This is a genomic window from Micromonospora musae, assembly GCF_003626545.1.
Lineage (GTDB): Bacteria > Actinomycetota > Actinomycetes > Mycobacteriales > Micromonosporaceae > Micromonospora > Micromonospora musae.
In genome coordinates, this window is sequence record NZ_RAZS01000003.1 from 282,866 (window position 1) to 298,758 (window position 15,893).

Genomic DNA, 15,893 nt, shown 5'->3' on the forward strand with positions numbered 1-15,893 from the left:
GGCGGCCTTGGCAGAGTGAGTTTCACTCTGCCTAGGCGTATGCGGGCGCGCAGACTGGAGAGGTGGATGCCGCCCTGCTGGCAGAGTTCCTGAGGATTCGCCGGGCCGCGCTGAGCCCCGGCGAGGTCGGCCTGCCGGCGGCCGGCCGGCGACGGACCCCGGGGCTGCGACGCGAAGAGGTCGCCGCGCTGGCCGGGATCTCGACCGACTACTACACCCGGCTCGAACAGCGGCGGGCGACCGCCGTGCCGTCCGAGGCCGTGCTCCGGTCGCTGGCCCGGGCGCTACGGCTCAGCCGGGACGAGCGCGACCACCTCTACCGCCTCACTGGTCACCCTGTTCCCGCACGCCAAACGGACGATCAACATGTCGCCCCGGCCTTGCTCAGCGTCCTCAACGCGCTGACCGACATCCCGGCTCAGGTGATGACCGATCTCGGTGAGACCCTCGTGCAGAACAATCTGGCACGCGCCGTCTTCGGTCCGAACACCGGCGGCGGGCCGGAGGCGACCTTCATCTACCACTGGTTCCGCGAGCCCGCCGCACGGGCCGGCTACCCCGTCGAGGACCACGCCGCGGAGTCCCGCGCGCTGGTCGCCGATCTGCGTGCCGCGGTGGCACGCCGCGGTGATGCGCACGCCCAGTTGCTGGTCACCCGCCTACTGGCCGAGAGTCCGGAATTCGCGGCGCTCTGGAAGCTGCACGACGTCGCCGTGCTGCGCCGGCGCGAGAAGCGGATCCGGCACCCCGAGGTCGGACTGCTCGAATTCGACTGCCAGTTCCTCGTCGACGAGGCGCGCTCGCACATCCTGGCCCTCTTCTCGCCGCTGCCGGGAACCGCCACCACCGAGCGGCTCACGCTACTGGCCCTGGCCCAGGCCCACGATCCACTGGGCAGCACGACGAGATGAAGCCGCGACAAGAGCGCCGGCCGACCGCCTGATCCCAGGGCGGTTCCGTCCCCGGCCGCCCTCAGGATCGCCACGCCGGCGAACCGGGACAGCTCCGAACGGCAAGGCGATCGACCATGGCCAAGAGCGACTCCTGGAGCGGACCGGCGCTCACCGACGGATGCCCGCTTCTGCCGCCGATCGGGTGCCACGGGACGCGGCCCAGGTCAGGAAGCGGTAGTAGTGCAGCCCGGTCGACGACTCCTGCCAGCCGTCGAGCCGAAGCCGGGTGGACAGAACACCCCTTAAGCCGCAGAGCATGTGAATTAACTACTTATGGCGTCCTGTGGAACAGATGTTACGAAATCCGGAAGTTCCTCTTGTTTGGTATGAATCCGCCTAACGTTCGACATGGCTCGTCCTCCGGAGCCCGACCAGAAGGAGTTGAGGAACATGTCGTCGAGGTTTTTGACCAAGCTCGCCGGCGGGGTGGTGCTGGGTAGCGCCGCCCTGCTGCTCGCTGCGCCCGCCACCGCGCTCGCCGCAGCCGACGAAGAACCCAAGGAGCCCAAGGCCTCGAGCCAGGGGCAGGAGTCGAAGAAGAAGTCACACGAAGAGCCCAAGACGTTCAACCTGAAGGACAAGGAGGGCAACGGCGTCACCTGCGCGACCACCGAGCAGGCCAACGAACAGAACATCTCCAATATCGTCAAGGACAACACCATCACGAACAGCATCGTCAGCTTCCACCTGTCCGCGGCGCAGTCGGCGTCGAACGAAGTCAGAACCCAGCCCAACAACATCGTCGTCTGCATCCGCGACATCGACGTCGACGTGGACGTGAAGACCGATCTGCTCAGCGACCTCCTCGCGATGGTCCAGGCCGGTCTCGGCGAGGCTGGCTCGGTGGCCAACAACGCCTCGGCGCCTGTCGGCGCGTACGCGGGTCCGGACGGAGCCTGGGTGTTGCCGAAGACGGCCGGCGTCGCGGCCGGTGACGGTGGCTCCCTCTCCGACACCAACACCGGTGCTCTGACGGCGGTCGGTGCCAGCATGATGGGCGTGGGCGCGCTCGGCGGCATCGCACTGCTGCGTCGGCGGTCCGCCAATGGCACAGTCGCCTAAGGCGGCCAGGAGCGCCAGCGGCCGCCACGGTTTCCCGTGGCGCGCCGCTGGCCTCTTCCTGGTCGTCCTTGTCACGCTCAGCGGAGCAGGATTGGTCGGCCTCGCGGCCCTGACTCCCGATCCGGTCCCGCCGCCACAGCCCGACCTCGCCGCCGCACCGCCGTCCCTGCCCTCACCGTCGGCGGACGAACCCACCACACCAACCGCGACGCCCACACCGACGCCGACGCCGACGCCGACGCCGAGCAAAGCCAACGCCTCACCGACCACCGGGGCGGCTCGCGGCGAGGCGCGCAGTGTCCACGGCTTGCCGACGGTGGCCGGGATGCCGCGATCGCAACCCACCCGCATCAAGATCCCGCGGATCGGCGTTGACGCCCCGACGAGTCCGGTCGGCCTGGACCGGAATCAGCAGATCGCGGTCCCGCCGTTGAACCAGCCCAAGACGGCCGGGTGGTACAAGCTGGGACCAAGTCCCGGCGAGATCGGGACCGCGGTGGTGGTGGGCCACGTCGACTCACGCGCCACCGGCCAGGCAGTCTTCTTCCGCCTGGGTGCCCTGAAACCGAAGGACACCATCGAAGTGCTCCGCACAGACGGCAAGAAGGCCCGTTTCATCGTCGACGGCGTGGCCCGCTACCCGAAGAAGCAGCTCCCGCTGAACCAGGTCTACGGTCACACCGGCAAGGCGCAGCTACGCGTGATTACCTGTGGTGGCGACTATGACAAGAAAGCGAAGTCGTACAAAGACAACATCGTGGTGTTCGCTACCCTAGCCACCGGCCCTGCCAAATGAGGCCTTGCACCGTCGTGCCGCGCTGCCAGCACCTCAGTGAGATGGAGAAGCGTGGCGGCGAGCGCTGAAGCGGATCTCCTCGTCGGCTGTCGCCAGACCGTCCAGCCCTCGTGATTCCCGGCGAGGGGATCCGCGGCTGACCCTGAGGAGGGCGACTGGGCGGCGTACGACCAACTGCCGACGTCGCATCCGGCGAAGCGCACGAGCACCAGCAGTTCGAGCTGAAGCGTGACGACTACGGCACGGCCGAGAGTGCGGCCGCTGGTCACACGCCGACCCCGCATCCCCTGAGTCTCAGCCCAGTCGCTGACCTCGGTCCCAGGTCAGGAAGCGGTAGTGCAGCCCGGTCGACGACTCCTGCCAGGCCCCGACGGAGTCCGGCGAGCGCCCGACGTCGGGTGCGTACGTGTCCCCGTCGAAGTGCTCGCGGATCTCGGTGACCACGATCCGGTCCGCGAGCGGCAGCGCCGCCCGGTACACCGCCGCGCCACCCATCACCCAGACGTCGCCGGACGTCGCGGCGAGCGCTCGCGGAAGGTCGGGGAAGGTCTCCACCCCCTCCTGCGGCGTACGCGACAGCACGAGGTTGCGCCGGCCCGGCAGCGGCCGGAACCGCGGCGGTAGCGACTCCCAGGTCCGCCGGCCCATCAGCACGGTGGCGCCCGAGGTCAGCTCGCGGAAGTGCTTCAGGTCCTCCGGCAGGTGCCACGGCAGCGCGCCGTCGCGGCCGATCACGCCGTTGGCCGACTGCGCCCACTCGACCCCGATCACACCGCCACCGGTGCCTTGATGCCGGGGTGCGGGTCGTAGCCGTCGAGCGCGATGTGCCCGTAGGTGTAGTCGAAGAGGCTGTCGGCCGGCTTCAGGCTCAGGGTGGGGAACGGCCGCGCCTCGCGCGCGAGCTGCGTGCGGACCTGCTCCTCGTGGTTGTCGTAGATGTGGCAGTCGCCGCCGGTCCAGACGAAGTCACCGACCCCGAGGCCCACCTGCTCCGCGATCATGTGGGTCAGCAGCGCGTAGCTCGCGATGTTGAACGGCACGCCCAGGAAGAGGTCGGCGCTGCGCTGGTAGAGCTGGCAGGAGAGCCTGCCGTCGGCGACGTAGAACTGGAAGAACGCGTGGCACGGCGGCAGCGCCATTTGGGGGATGTCGGCCACGTTCCACGCGGAGACGATGATCCGCCGGGAATCCGGATTCTCACGCAGCGTACGCAGCACCTCGCTGATCTGGTCGATGTGCCCGCCGTCCGGGGTCGGCCACGAGCGCCACTGCACGCCGTAGATCGGGCCGAGATCACCGTCCGGGGCCGCCCACTCGTCCCAGATCGTGACGCCGTTCTCCTGAAGCCACCTGGCGTTCCCGTCGCCGCGCAGGAACCACAGCAGCTCGTACGCGATCGAGCGGAAGTGCACCTTCTTCGTCGTGATCAGCGGGAAGCCGTCGGAGAGCCGGTAGCGCAGCTGGTGACCGAAGATCGACTTGGTGCCCGTGCCGGTGCGGTCCTCCTTGCGGGTGCCCGTGGCAAGGACGTGGCGGAGCAGATCTTCGTACTGGGTGTCCGGCATACCCGCGAGCCTAGCGCTGGCCTCCGGTGCCACGATCACGTCCTCCGCCCGGCGTCAAGTCACGAGTCGATCACGTAGCGCTCACCTGGGCGGTGTCGCAGTCGCGGCCAGGGCGGCGCGCAGCCGGACGCAAGCCTGCGGGTCCAGCCCGTCGAGCCGGGCGAGCGCCTCCCGCCAGTGCCGGCGCGCCACTTCGCCGTGCCCGAGACCCGCATGGGCGTTGCCCAGCATCTGCAGCGCCAAGCCCGTGCCCCGCTGATGCTCGTAGCGTCGGCAGATCTCCAGCGACTCGCCCGCGCGGAGAATCGCCGCCCGATGGTCGCCGGCGGCCAGCAGCGTCTCGGCGAAGTTGACCAGCGCCTGCGCCTCACGTAGCGGATCCGTCCCACCGTCGGCGACAGCCAGTCCCGCCTCGTGGCAGGCGACGGCCCGCGGGAAGTCGTCGAGAGCCCGGTACACCAGGGCCAGGTTGTCGAGCACCGAGCCTTCCTTGTGCCATTGACCGAGTTCGCGACGGATGACCAGCGCGGCCTCCAGGTGCTCCAGGGCGCCGGTCAGGTCGCCTCGGTCGCGCAGCGCGTTCCCGAGGTTGTTCAGGATGGCGGCCTCGCCGCTGCGGTCGCCGAGTTCGCGCTGGACCCCCAGGCACCGCTGCAGCAGCGGGATCGCCTCGTCGAGCCGGCCCTGCCGCAGCATCGACACCGCGACGATGTTCAGCCCGGAGGCCTCGCCCGAGCGGTAGCCATGTCGACTCGCCGCCGTCACGGCGAGCTGACCGAACTGTTGCTGCTCGGCGATGTGACCGGCGTAGTCGAGGAACTTGGCGGCCACCAGAGCCAGGTCGCTGACCTCGGTGAGGGTTCGTCCGGCCGCCGTCTGCTGGTGGGCTATCAGCAGCAGGTTGGTGTGCTCCCGCTCGAACCACGCCCACGCGTCGGCGGTGTCGCCGAGCGGCGGGCCCGGACGCGCCGCGGCGACCGGCTTGCCGATGCCGAAGGTGTCCTGCGAATAGAGCAGCCGGGCGGCGTGGACGGTGGCCGCGAGCAACCACGCGGTGAGGCGGCCGAGCGCCTCCTCCCGGTGGGTCGGAGCGTCGACGGCGTGAGCCCGTTCCCGGGCGTAGAGCCGGACGATGTCGTGGAACCGGTATCGACCACCGCCGGCCGACTCGATCAGGTACGCGTCGACAAGCGCGTCCAGCGCCCGCTCCGCATCGGTCACCGGCAGGTCGGCCAGCGCCGCGCAGCCGTACGACGTGAAGTGCGTCCAGTCCGGCAGCGCGGCGAGCCGGAAGAGCCGGGCCGCCAGCCGGCGCTCCGGCTGCAGCGCGTCCTCGAACGCCTGGTAGCCCAGGTGCAGGCTGGCCCGCACGGAGAGGTCGCCGACCTCCAGCACGTCCAGCCGGAGTCCCTCGTCGTCCATCCGCTCGGCCAGCCCGGTGAGTGGGGCGTCCGGCCGGGCCGCCGCGCGGGCGCCGACGATCCGCAACGCCAACGGCAGCCCGCCGCAGCGGCGTACCACCGTCGCGGCCGCGGCTGGCTCCGCCCGCACTCGTTGCGCGCCGGTCAGCCCGGTCAGCAGGGCGAGCGCCGCGTCGTCGGGCAACGGTTCGAGGCGGATCCGCGACGTCGTGTCCAGGTCGGGGAGCATCCACCGGCTGGTGATGATCGTGGTGCACCGGGGACCGCTGGCCAGCAGGGGCCGGACCTGCGCCGCCGACGCGGCGTTGTCGAGAACCACGAGCACACCGCGCTCGGCGGTCCAGGTGCGCAGCAGCGCCGACGCCTCGTCGAGCGACGCGGGGGCGCTCGGCGCGCCCAGCGCGCGGAGGAATCGGCCCACCACGTCCGCAGGTTCGGCCGCCGCGATACCGGCGGCGGCTCCCCGCAGATCGGTGTAGAGACAGCCGCCGTCGTAGCCTCCGGCGATCTGGTGCGCGACGTGCAGGGCGAGTGCGGACTTGCCGACGCCGCCCGCCCCTTCGACCAGGCAGACCGCCGCGTCCGCCTCCGCCGCGGCGAACAGCCGGCCGACCTCCGCCGATCGGCCGATCATCAGCGGCGGTGCCGGGGGCAGTTGATACGGGGCAGGCGCCTCGATGGCGTCGTCGGCGGACTGCGTCTCGGCGGCGATCGGCCACGGCGACCTGTGCGGTGTGGCCCGGTCCCGCCGGTCAACCGGTCCGTCGGTCGGCCTGCCGCGCTGACCGGCGTACGGGGTCGTCGCGCCACCGGGGACCAGGCGTAGGGCGGCGGAGCCCTCGGTCTGCGGTGCCGGCCGGTCATCCTCGGTGAGCGGCGCGACGGAGCCCCCGGCCGTGGTGAGGCGGGTGGAACGGCCGGTCGGGGAGGGGGCGGGCCGGCCTGGCGGGCCTGCGGGCGTGGCCGTCGGAGGCGTCGTCGTCGTACGGGCTGCCGCCAACCGGCCCCAGGCGGCGAGCCACGCCGTCACGCGGTCCTCCGGTAGGTCGCACGCCCGCAGCAGGGCCGACACCAGATCGCGGCGGGGAAGTGTCGCCCGGCCGAGCATCGTGGCCAGGGTGCTCGCCGGCAACACCGCCCCGTCGCGTTGGGCGCGGCGGGCGATCTCGCGGTAGGCGAGGCCGGACTGGTCGCGGACGCGACGCAGCAGCGTGACGTACTGCTCAGGGCTGGTCGCGGTGGTCGGGTCGACGCCGAAGTCGGCCGCCGTCATGAGCACCGTTACCTTTCAGACGCTCGAGTGAGCGTCTGTTGGGTAGTCCCGCCTTGCGATGGGACGGTCCCGGTCTGACCCGCGGGTGCGGTGCCGGGTTGACGTTTCACGGCCACCTGCCCCGCAAGCGGGGTCTTATGGTTGGCTCCGCGTCCTGCCACCGGGCCACTCCCGGCGGTATCGCAGGTGGCCGCGAGGGCGGCCAGGTTGTATGCGGCGTTGAGGTCACGATCGAGGCTCAGGCCGCAGGTGGTGCAGGTGTAGGTCCGCTCGGACAGGGCGAGCTTGGTTTTCACCGTGCCACAGCGCGAGCAGGTCTTACTAGAGGGATACCACCGGTCGGCGACGATCAACCGCCCACCGTTCCACTCCGTCTTATACGCGAGTTGGCGGCGCAACTCGGCGAACCCGGCATCCGCGATACGCCGGGCCAGTCGCCGGTTACGCAGCATCCCGGAGACGTGCAGGTCTTCGACCACGATGATGCCGTGTTCGCGAGCCATTCGGGTGGTGAGTTGGTGCAGTCCGTCGGAGCGTAGGTTCGCCACCCGCGCATGCGCCCGACCGAGGCGGGCCTGAGCATGCTGCCACCGGTTCGACGGCCGCTGCCCGGTGCGCCGGTCAGGTCCTTGCCGGCGGGACAGTCGCCGCCCCAGGATCCGCAACCGGCGCTGCGCCTCGTCCAGGTGACGCGGGTTGAGTACCAGTTCGCCGCTCGACAACACGGCCAGATGTCTGATCCCGACATCCACCCCGACCGTCGAGCCGGGCCGGGCCGGCGTTCGTTCGGCGCGGTCGACTTCGACGGTGAACGACACGTGCCAGCGTGTGCGGTCGCGGCGCACGGTGGCGGACATGATCCGAGCGGTGCCGTTGTCGAGGCGGCGGGCCAGTTTCCGCGCCGACTCGTGCAGCTTCAGCCGACCCAACCTCGGCAACACCACATGCTTACGATCCGGCTCGACACGGATGGTGCCGGTGGTGAACCGCACCGACGGGGTGGCGCGGCGGCGGGACTTGAAGCGCGGAAACCCGACCGGCCGTCCCGCCCGCTTCCCCGACCGAGAATCAGCCCACGCCTTCAACCCGCGCGCCAACGCGTCCAGGCCGGTGTTGAACGCTTCCTTCGAACACTCCCGCCACCACGGCGCCGCACCCTCCTTCGACGCATTCCAGGCCCGGCGTAGCGCCGGTAGCGTCCAACCGACGGTCGGAGTCAGCTCGTCATCCGGGACGCCGTAGGAGCGTTCCGCTGCCCGCTGATCCATGACCGCTTTCACCCGGGCGAGCGCCCAGTTGTGCGCGACCCGCGCCGCCCCCGCATGCGCCAACACCGCCCGCTGCTGCACCGGCGTCAGATCAAGAGCGAACCGGTATGCCTGAACCACCCGCACGACGACCACCATAACGACGGCGGCCGACATGCAAGCTACCCACTGAAGCGATGCAACGACTGTGAGCGGCCTTGCCCTGGCCGGCCGATGAGGCAACGAGATCATCACCGAGCCTGTCATCAAGCGGCTCGACCGGAAACAGCCGGACACGCCACCTCCTCGCCATCGAACACCACAGCGCGTCACCGACCGCTCGGGACGCTCGGATGGCACAAGCTGACAACCCTCGCTTCAGATGTACGCGCCCGGGGCCACAGAAGTCGGGCGGTCCGCCATGGTGCGACAGACGGTACAGGGCAGCGCGACCGATGAATACCGCTTCCTCCAAAGTGGATGGAGTGTCGGTCGGCTGCCCCGTCGGCGGCAGCAGTTCTGCCACGAGCGACAGCCGACATGGAGTTTGCGATGAATCGGCGGCGGGAGACGTCGTACCGCCGGACAGGAAGGAGATGCGGACCGGACAAGCGGCGAGCCGCTCCGGCCTTCGATGGCCGCGGTGCCATCGCTTGTGGATCATTGCCCGATTCCGCAGCGAAACGGGATGTTACGTCGAGCGACCCACCGACTTTCCACGCTGATCTTCTAACTATCCGCGATTCCGACATGACTTTTGGTTGACCGTGGAATAAGTCGTCGTTACCGTCGACGCATGTCTATGGCCGATCTGGCAACGGCATCCGATGGGCTCGAAACCAAGCAGCGGACGCTGCGCGTGGCGATCGTCGGCGCGGGATTCATGGGGCAGGTGCACGCGGAGGCCGCCCGGCGCGCCGGGGCGAGCGTCGTGGCGGCGGTCGCCTCGCGGCCCGATCGCGCCGCCGCGGCCGCCTCCGCGATCGGCGCGGCGAACGGCTACCCCGACCTGACGGCGCTGCTCGACGACGCCGAGATCGACGTGCTGCACGTGTGCACGCCCAACGCGTCACACGCCCCGGTCGCCGCCGCCGCGCTCGCCGCCGGCGCGCACGTCATCTGCGAGAAGCCGCTGGCGACCGGGGCCACGGAAGCCGCGGCTCTCGAGGCGGCCGCAGCCGATCGGGTGGCGACCGTGCCCTTCGTCTACCGCTTCCATCCGATGGTCCGCGAGCTGCGGGCGCGGCTGGCCGCCGGCGAGGCCGGTGTCGTCTCCAGCGTGACCGGCAGCTACCTGCAGGACTGGTTGTCCCGCCCGTCCGACGACGACTGGCGGGTCGACGCCGCACTGGGTGGGCCGTCACGGGCCTTCGCCGACATCGGCTCACACTGGTGCGACCTGTTCGAATTCGTCACGGGCGACCGGATCGCCCGGCTCTCCGCCCGCACCGCCGTGGTGCACGAACGGACCCGCGGGGACCGTGGCCTGACCGAGGACGTCGCCTCCGTGCACTTCCTCACCGCCGCCGGAATGGTCGGCACGTTGGTGGTGTCGCAGGTCGCCGCCGGCCGAAAGAACCGGTTGCAGCTGGAGATCTCCGGCGCCGACGCGAGCTTCGGCTTCGACCAGGAGGACCCGGAGCGGCTCTGGGTCGGCCGGCGCGACGGCGGCCAGACGCTGCTGCGTGACCCGGCGACCCTGCACGCCTCCGCCGCACGCTACGTCCGGCTGCCCGCCGGGCACGCGCAGGGCTACCAGGACTGCTTCGACGCGTTCGTCGCCGACACCTACCGGGCGGTGCGCGGCGAGGCCCCGGACGGGCTGCCCACCTTCACCGACGGCCTGCGCGCCGTGCGGATCACCGACACGGTGCTGGCCTCCGCGACCTCCGACGGCACGTGGACAGAGGTGCCGACATGACGTCCGACGCGACGCCCCGGGTACGACTGAGCGCGATCACCAAGTCCTTCCTCGGCGTACCCGTGCTGCACGGAGTGGACCTGGACCTGCGCGGCGGCGAGGTGCACGCCGTGATGGGTGAGAACGGTGCGGGCAAGTCCACACTGCTCAAGGTGCTCGCCGGGGTGCACCGGCCCGACAGCGGCACCATCGAGGTCGACGGCGAAGCGGCGTCCTTCGCGGGCCCGACCGACGCGCAGCGGGCCGGCATCGCGATCATCCACCAGGAGTTCACCCTGCTGCCGCACCGCAGCGTCGCCGAGAACGTCTACCTCGGTCGCGAGCCCGTGCGCCGCATGCAGGTCGACCGGCGGCGCATGGTGGCCGACACCCGCAAGCTGCTCGACTGGCTCGGTGAGGACGGCATCGACCCGACCGACGCCGTCTCCTCGCTCTCGGTCGCCCAACGCCAGGTCGTGGAGATCGTCAAGGCGCTCTCGACCGACGCGCGGGTGCTGGGCATGGACGAGCCGACCGCCGCGCTCGCCGATCACGAGGTCGAGCTCCTCTACGACCTGGTACGCCGGCTCCGCGAGCGGGACATCGCCATCCTCTACGTGTCGCACCGCATGCGCGAGGTGTTCGATCTCTCCGACCGGATCACCGTGCTCAAGGACGGCCGGTTCGTCACCTGCGCCCCGACCGGCGAGCTGACCCCGGACGACCTCGTCCGGCACATGGTCGGCCGCGAGCTCGGCGACTACTACCCCGACCGCGCCGCCCCCGAGGACTTCGGGCGCGTCCGCCTCGCGCTGCGCGACGCCGGCAACGCCCGGGTACGCGACCTGAACCTGGAGGTACGCGCCGGGGAGATCGTCGGACTGGCGGGGCTGCAGGGCTCCGGCCGCTCGGCGCTCGCCCGCGCGGTGTTCGGCGTCGAACCGTTCACCACCGGCCGGATGGAGGTGGACGGGGCGGCGCAGCGGGTCACCCGGCCACGCACCGCCGTACGCCTCGGGATCGCGCTGGTCACCGAGGACCGCAAGGGCGACGGCCTCGCGCTTCGCCAGTCCGTACGTGACAACACGCTGCTGGTGCGTCGCGCGGCGCTGCGCGGCCCACGCTCGCGCGCCCGTCACGACGTGCCGTCGCTGCTCGACCTGGTCACCGTGGTGGCCCGCGGCGAACACCAGGAGGTGCGCTTCCTCTCCGGCGGCAACCAGCAGAAGGTCGTCCTCGCCAAGTGGCTCGCCGTCGAACCGAGGGTGCTGCTCGTCGACGAACCGACCCGCGGCATCGACGTCGGCGCGAAGCGCGCCGTGCACGAGCTGCTGCGTGACCTCGCCAAGCGCGGGGTGGCGGTCCTGATGATCTCCTCGGAGCTACCCGAGCTGATCGGCATGAGCGATCGCATCCTCGTCATGCACGCCGGCGCGCTCGCCGGCGAACTACCCGCCGGCGCGAGCGAGGGGGACGTGATGGCACTCGCCACCGGGCACAGGGCCGGGGCGGCGGCATGAGCACCGTGCAGCAGCGCACCGCCCCGGCCGGACCCGCGGCCGCCCGACCCGCGCCACGCCTACGGCTCACCCCGGTCGTCGTCGTCTACCTGGCGCTCGTCACTCTGCTCGTCGTCGGCAGCGTGCTCGTCGGGTTGCGTGGCGAGGTCCTGCTCGACCAGGCCGGCATCCTGAACATCCTCACCCGCTCCACCGCGCTCGGCCTCGTCGCGATCGGGCAGACGATGGTGATCCTCACCGGCTCGCTCGACCTCTCCGTCGCCTACCTGATCGGCCTCACCTCGCTGATCGCGGCGGAGACGATGGCCGGGCAGAACGGCATGATCGTCCCCGGCGTCCTGCTCGCGCTCGCCGTGGCCGCCGCCGTCGGCCTCGTCAACGGGCTGGTCATCACCGTCCTCAAAGCCAACGCGTTCATCGCCACCCTCGGGGTGGCGCTGATCCTGCGCGGCTACCTCGAGAACAACTACACCGGCCCGGCCGGGGACGTCCCGCGCGGCTTCCAACACCTCGGCTACGACCGGATCGGCCCGCTGCCCGTCGCGGCGCTGCTCATGCTCGCCGTCGCCGCACTGGCCTGGTGGTACCTGTCACGGACCCGCCCCGGCTACCACATGTACGCCGTCGGCGGTGACCTCGAGGTGGCCCGGCTCTCCGGAGTGCCGACCCGCCGGGTCGTCGTCACCGCGCACGTGCTCTGCTCGCTCGCCGCGGGCCTCACCGGGATCTACCTGGCGAGCCGGCTCGGCTCCGGCGCCCCGTACGTCGGCACCGACGCCGGCTACGACCTGGAATCCATCGCCGCCGTCGTGCTCGGCGGAACGCTGCTCGCCGGTGGCCGCGGCGGTGTCATCGGCACCATCGGCGGCGTCCTCATCCTCGCCACCCTCGACACGATCTTCGACGACCTCGAGGTCGACCCGTTCTTCAAGGACGTCGTGCGCGGTGTCGTCCTGGTGACCGCGGTGGCGCTCTACGCCCGACGCATGATGGCCGATCGCACCCGCGGGAGGTTGACGTGACCTGGCGGCCCCGCCTCGCCGAGGGCACCGCGCCGGTGCTCGTCGTCCTGCTCCTGCTCCTCGTCGGCCTCGCGATCGTCGGCCCCGCCTACGACGAACCCTCCGGGTACCTGGCGCTGCTCAAGCGGGCCGCGCCGCTGATGATCCTCGCCATCGGGCAGTACTTCGTCATCGTCTCCGGCGGCTTCGACCTCTCGGTCGGCGCCCTGGTCACCGCCGGGGTGGTGATCGCCGCCCGGCTCATCGGCGGCGACGAGTCGGCGACCACCCCGGTGATCCTGCTGGTGCTCGGGTTCGGCCTGCTGGTCGGCCTGCTCAACGGGTTGATCACGACGAAGCTGCTGGTGCCCTCGTTCATCGTCACGCTCGGCATGCTGCTCGTCCTCGACGGCGCGACGTTCCTCTGGACCGACGGCGCGCCCCGCGGCGCGCTCTCCGCCGGGTTCCGGACCTTCGGACGTGGCGCGCTGGACGTCCCGCTGCTCGGCGAGATCCCGTGGTCGGTGCTCATCCTGCTGGCGATCCTGGTGGCCGCGGCGCTGTTCATGCGCAGCGGCACCGGCCGGGCGCTGGTCGCGGCCGGTGACAACGAGGCCGCCGTGCGGATGTCCGGTGGTCAGGTCGACCGCCTCCGGCTGCTCGGTTTCGTCCTCTCCGGGCTGCTCGCCGCGGTCGCCGCGATCCTGCTGGGTGGTTTCGCCGGCGTCTCGGCGCAGGTCGGCAGCGGCCTGGAGTTCCGGGCGATCACCGCCGTCGTGCTGGGCGGCGTGCTCCTCGGCGGTGGGCGTGGGTCGGTGGTCGCGGCCGCCGCCGGCGCCCTCTCCCTGGAGGCCCTGTTCACGCTGCTGAACCTGCTCGGTGTCAGCGGCGCCCTCGAATCGGCCGTGCAGGGCCTGATCATCATCGCCGCCGTCGCCTACGCCTCTCTCGGCGGCGGCCTGCGGCAACGGCTGCGGTTGCGGCCGAGGCAGCGCAACACCGTGCAACCCGCACCCTCCTGACGTCCCTCGACTGGTAAGGAGAACACGAATAATGACCAAGAGATGGGCCCTGCTGGCCGCGGCGGGCGTGCTCGCGCTCGCCGGCTGCTCCAGCGACCTGCCCGAGGACTCGAACCCCGGCGGCGGGTCGTCCGGATCCGACACCCGCAAGTCGGAGTTCTTCGACCAGGCCGAGTACGACCGGCAGCTCAAGTTCCGCGACGCCACCCCGCAGGGCCCCGAGGGCAAGCCGTGGGAGCAGATGCTCGAACCGGAGATGGTGGACACCACGAAGTTCGCCAAGACCGGCGGGAAGTACACGCTCTGCTTTTCCAACGCCGCCGTGGACAACCCGTGGCGGCAGGTGGGCTTCAAGACCATGCAGCAGGAGGTGAAGCTGCACCCGGAGATCGGCGACTTCGTCGTGTTGGACGCCGAGGCCAAGGACGACAAGCAGATCAGTGACATCCAGTCGCTGACCGGCCGGAACTGCTCGGCGATCATCATCTCGCCGAACACCACCGCCACCCTCACGCCCGCCGTCGAGCAGGCCTGCGGGACCGGTGTCCCGGTGATCGTCTTCGACCGCGGCGTCAACACCAGCTGCCCGGTCACCTTCATCCACCCCATCGGCGGCTTCGCCTTCGGCGCCAACGGCGCGGAGTTCCTGAAGGAGCAGGTCAAGCCGGGCGGCAAGATCCTCGCCCTGCGAATCCTGCCCGGCGTGGACGTGCTCGAGCAGCGGTGGGCCGCCGCCAACGAGATCTTCACCGGCAGCGAACTCGACGTGGTCGGCGTGGAGTTCACCGACGGCGACGCGGCCAAGACCAAGAGCATCGTGGCCGACTACATCCAGCGCGAGGGTGAGATCAACGGCGTGTGGATGGACGCCGGCGCGACCGCCGTCGCCGCCGTGGAGGCGTTCCAGGACGCCGGCGTCGAGGTGCCCGCGTTCGTCGGTGAGGACCAGCAGGACTTCCTGCGGCTCTGGGTCGACGAGGGCCTGAACGCTGTCGCCCCGACCTACCCCACCTACCAGTGGCGCACCCCGGTCATCGCCGCGGTGAAGATCCTCAAGGGCGAGCAGGTGCCGAAGGAGTGGGTGCTGCCGCAGCCGCGGATCACCAGCGACAACGTCCGGCAGTACGTCCAGCAGGAGATGCCGCCACTGCACTACGCGATGTGCGGCTGCGAGACCATGCCCGGCTACCCGGGGCCGTGGAAGTGACCGAACGTCCACTCGGCGTCAACACGTGGGTGTGGACCTCACCGTTGACCGACGCGACCTTGGCCGCCCTCGCGGCCAAGGTCGCGGGGTGGGGCTTCGGCGTGCTCGAACTCCCGGTCGAGAACCCGGACGACTGGGATCCGCGCCGAGCCGCGCGGGTGCTCGCCGACCACGGTCTCACCGCCACCGTCTGCCTCGTCATGCCACCCGGCCGGGAACTCGTCGCGACGGACCCGGCCACCATCCGGTCCACCCAGGACTACCTGCGGCACGTGGTGGACGCCGCCGCGACGGTCGGCTCGCCGGTGATCGCCGGGCCCGCGTACGCCTCGGTCGGGCGCACCTGGCGGCTCTCACCCGGCGAGCGGACGGCGGCGTACGCGCAGCTGCGGGAGAGCCTCGCTCCCGTCCTCGACCACGCCGGCGCGTCCGGTGTCCGGGTGGCCGTCGAGCCCCTCAACCGCTACGAGACGAGCCTGCTCAACACCATCGACCAGACCCTCGAAGCGATCGGGGAGCTGCCGCACTGCGGTGTCGCGCTCGACCTCTACCACCAGAACATCGAGGAGACCGACATCCCGGCGGCGATCCGCGCGGCCACGGGCCGGGTCGCGCACGTCCAGGTGTGCGGTAACGACCGGGGCGCGCCCGGCGCCGACCACCTGGACTGGCCGGCCATCCTCGCCGCGGTCGACGACGCGGGCTACCCCGGCCCGCTCTGCATCGAGTCGTTCACCGCGGAGAACGCGACGATCGCCACCGCCGCCTCCATCTGGCGGCCACTGGCCGCGAGCCAGGACGCGATCGCCGTGGACGGCCTCACGTTCCTGAGGACGGTGATGCCCTAGCCCCACCACCGACTCCACAGCAGCCCGGCGGCGCCGGCACGCCGCACGGTCTCGACCACAACAGAACCTCACGTCCCA

At 70.9% G+C, this 15,893-nt stretch carries 13 protein-coding genes; 9 read left to right on the top strand and 4 right to left on the bottom strand.

What is annotated here, in order from left to right; genetic code table 11:
* The first annotated feature begins 62 nt into the window (after positions 1-62).
* From D7147_RS09520 to D7147_RS09530, 3 genes are all read left to right on the top strand, one after another.
* The gene (locus D7147_RS09520) at positions 63-911 is read left to right on the top strand and encodes a helix-turn-helix transcriptional regulator (protein WP_120675838.1); all 849 of its coding nucleotides are present in this window, start codon (positions 63-65) and stop codon (positions 909-911) included.
* A 432-nt stretch (positions 912-1,343) separates the two neighbouring features.
* Positions 1,344-2,015 (top strand): hypothetical protein, encoded by a 672-nt coding sequence (locus D7147_RS09525; RefSeq protein WP_147434644.1) that lies wholly within the window; start codon positions 1,344-1,346, stop codon positions 2,013-2,015.
* Positions 1,999-2,811, top strand: coding sequence for a class F sortase (locus tag D7147_RS09530; protein WP_120675842.1), 813 nt, complete (start codon positions 1,999-2,001; stop codon positions 2,809-2,811). Before D7147_RS09525 ends, D7147_RS09530 begins: the two co-directional genes overlap by 17 nt.
* A 294-nt stretch (positions 2,812-3,105) precedes the next feature.
* On the opposite strand, the gene D7147_RS09535 is transcribed toward D7147_RS09530, so the two are convergent.
* The 4 genes from D7147_RS09535 to tnpB form a co-directional block, all read right to left on the bottom strand.
* Entirely contained in the window at positions 3,106-3,582 is a 477-nt protein-coding gene (locus D7147_RS09535) for a dihydrofolate reductase (RefSeq protein ID WP_120675844.1), read from the bottom strand.
* A complete protein-coding gene (locus tag D7147_RS09540; RefSeq protein WP_120675846.1) occupies positions 3,579-4,376 on the bottom strand; it encodes a thymidylate synthase in 798 nt (265 codons plus the stop codon). The genes D7147_RS09535 and D7147_RS09540 overlap by 4 nt, the downstream gene beginning before the upstream one ends.
* Positions 4,377-4,457: 81 nt before the next feature.
* Complete coding sequence (locus D7147_RS09545; RefSeq protein WP_147437379.1) at positions 4,458-7,070, bottom strand: tetratricopeptide repeat protein; 2,613 nt, start codon at positions 7,068-7,070, stop codon at positions 4,458-4,460.
* 8 nt (positions 7,071-7,078) lie between these two features.
* Entirely contained in the window at positions 7,079-8,494 is a 1,416-nt protein-coding gene (gene tnpB, locus D7147_RS09550; protein ID WP_233563050.1) for an IS607 family element RNA-guided endonuclease TnpB, read from the bottom strand.
* A 619-nt stretch (positions 8,495-9,113) separates the two neighbouring features.
* Here tnpB and D7147_RS09555 point away from each other — a divergent pair.
* The 6 genes from D7147_RS09555 to D7147_RS09580 are packed head-to-tail and all read left to right on the top strand — an operon-like array spanning position 9,114 to position 15,815.
* Entirely contained in the window at positions 9,114-10,238 is a 1,125-nt protein-coding gene (locus D7147_RS09555; protein WP_120675850.1) for a Gfo/Idh/MocA family protein, read from the top strand.
* On the top strand, positions 10,235-11,737 hold the full coding sequence (locus D7147_RS09560) for a sugar ABC transporter ATP-binding protein (protein WP_120675852.1): 1,503 nt from the start codon (positions 10,235-10,237) through the stop codon (positions 11,735-11,737). Before D7147_RS09555 ends, D7147_RS09560 begins: the two co-directional genes overlap by 4 nt.
* Positions 11,734-12,759: an ABC transporter permease gene (locus tag D7147_RS09565; protein WP_120675854.1), complete on the top strand. Its 1,026-nt coding sequence runs from the start codon at positions 11,734-11,736 to the stop codon at positions 12,757-12,759. The genes D7147_RS09560 and D7147_RS09565 overlap by 4 nt, the downstream gene beginning before the upstream one ends.
* Positions 12,756-13,760 carry an ABC transporter permease gene (locus D7147_RS09570; RefSeq protein WP_120675856.1) on the top strand — a complete coding sequence of 335 codons (1,005 nt, stop codon included), beginning with the start codon at positions 12,756-12,758 and terminating at the stop codon, positions 13,758-13,760. The genes D7147_RS09565 and D7147_RS09570 overlap by 4 nt, the downstream gene beginning before the upstream one ends.
* 31 nt (positions 13,761-13,791) lie before the next feature.
* Entirely contained in the window at positions 13,792-14,967 is a 1,176-nt protein-coding gene (locus tag D7147_RS09575; protein ID WP_120675858.1) for a substrate-binding domain-containing protein, read from the top strand.
* Positions 14,964-15,815, top strand: coding sequence for a sugar phosphate isomerase/epimerase family protein (locus D7147_RS09580; RefSeq protein WP_120675860.1), 852 nt, complete (start codon positions 14,964-14,966; stop codon positions 15,813-15,815). The genes D7147_RS09575 and D7147_RS09580 overlap by 4 nt, the downstream gene beginning before the upstream one ends.
* Positions 15,816-15,893 lie beyond the last annotated feature (78 nt).

Excerpts from the sequence above, each read along its gene's own strand:
- D7147_RS09525 (WP_147434644.1), top strand. The coding sequence starts at position 1,344 with ATGTCGTCGAGGTTTTTGACCAAGCTCGCCGGCGGGGTGGTGCTGGGT.
- D7147_RS09530 (WP_120675842.1), top strand. The coding sequence starts at position 1,999 with ATGGCACAGTCGCCTAAGGCGGCCAGGAGCGCCAGCGGCCGCCACGGT.
- D7147_RS09540 (WP_120675846.1), bottom strand. The coding sequence starts at position 4,376 with ATGCCGGACACCCAGTACGAAGATCTGCTCCGCCACGTCCTTGCCACG.
- D7147_RS09545 (WP_147437379.1), bottom strand. The coding sequence starts at position 7,070 with ATGACGGCGGCCGACTTCGGCGTCGACCCGACCACCGCGACCAGCCCT.
- tnpB (WP_233563050.1), bottom strand. The coding sequence starts at position 8,494 with ATGTCGGCCGCCGTCGTTATGGTGGTCGTCGTGCGGGTGGTTCAGGCA.
- D7147_RS09555 (WP_120675850.1), top strand. The coding sequence starts at position 9,114 with ATGTCTATGGCCGATCTGGCAACGGCATCCGATGGGCTCGAAACCAAG.
- D7147_RS09560 (WP_120675852.1), top strand. The coding sequence starts at position 10,235 with ATGACGTCCGACGCGACGCCCCGGGTACGACTGAGCGCGATCACCAAG.
- D7147_RS09565 (WP_120675854.1), top strand. The coding sequence starts at position 11,734 with ATGAGCACCGTGCAGCAGCGCACCGCCCCGGCCGGACCCGCGGCCGCC.
- D7147_RS09575 (WP_120675858.1), top strand. The coding sequence starts at position 13,792 with ATGACCAAGAGATGGGCCCTGCTGGCCGCGGCGGGCGTGCTCGCGCTC.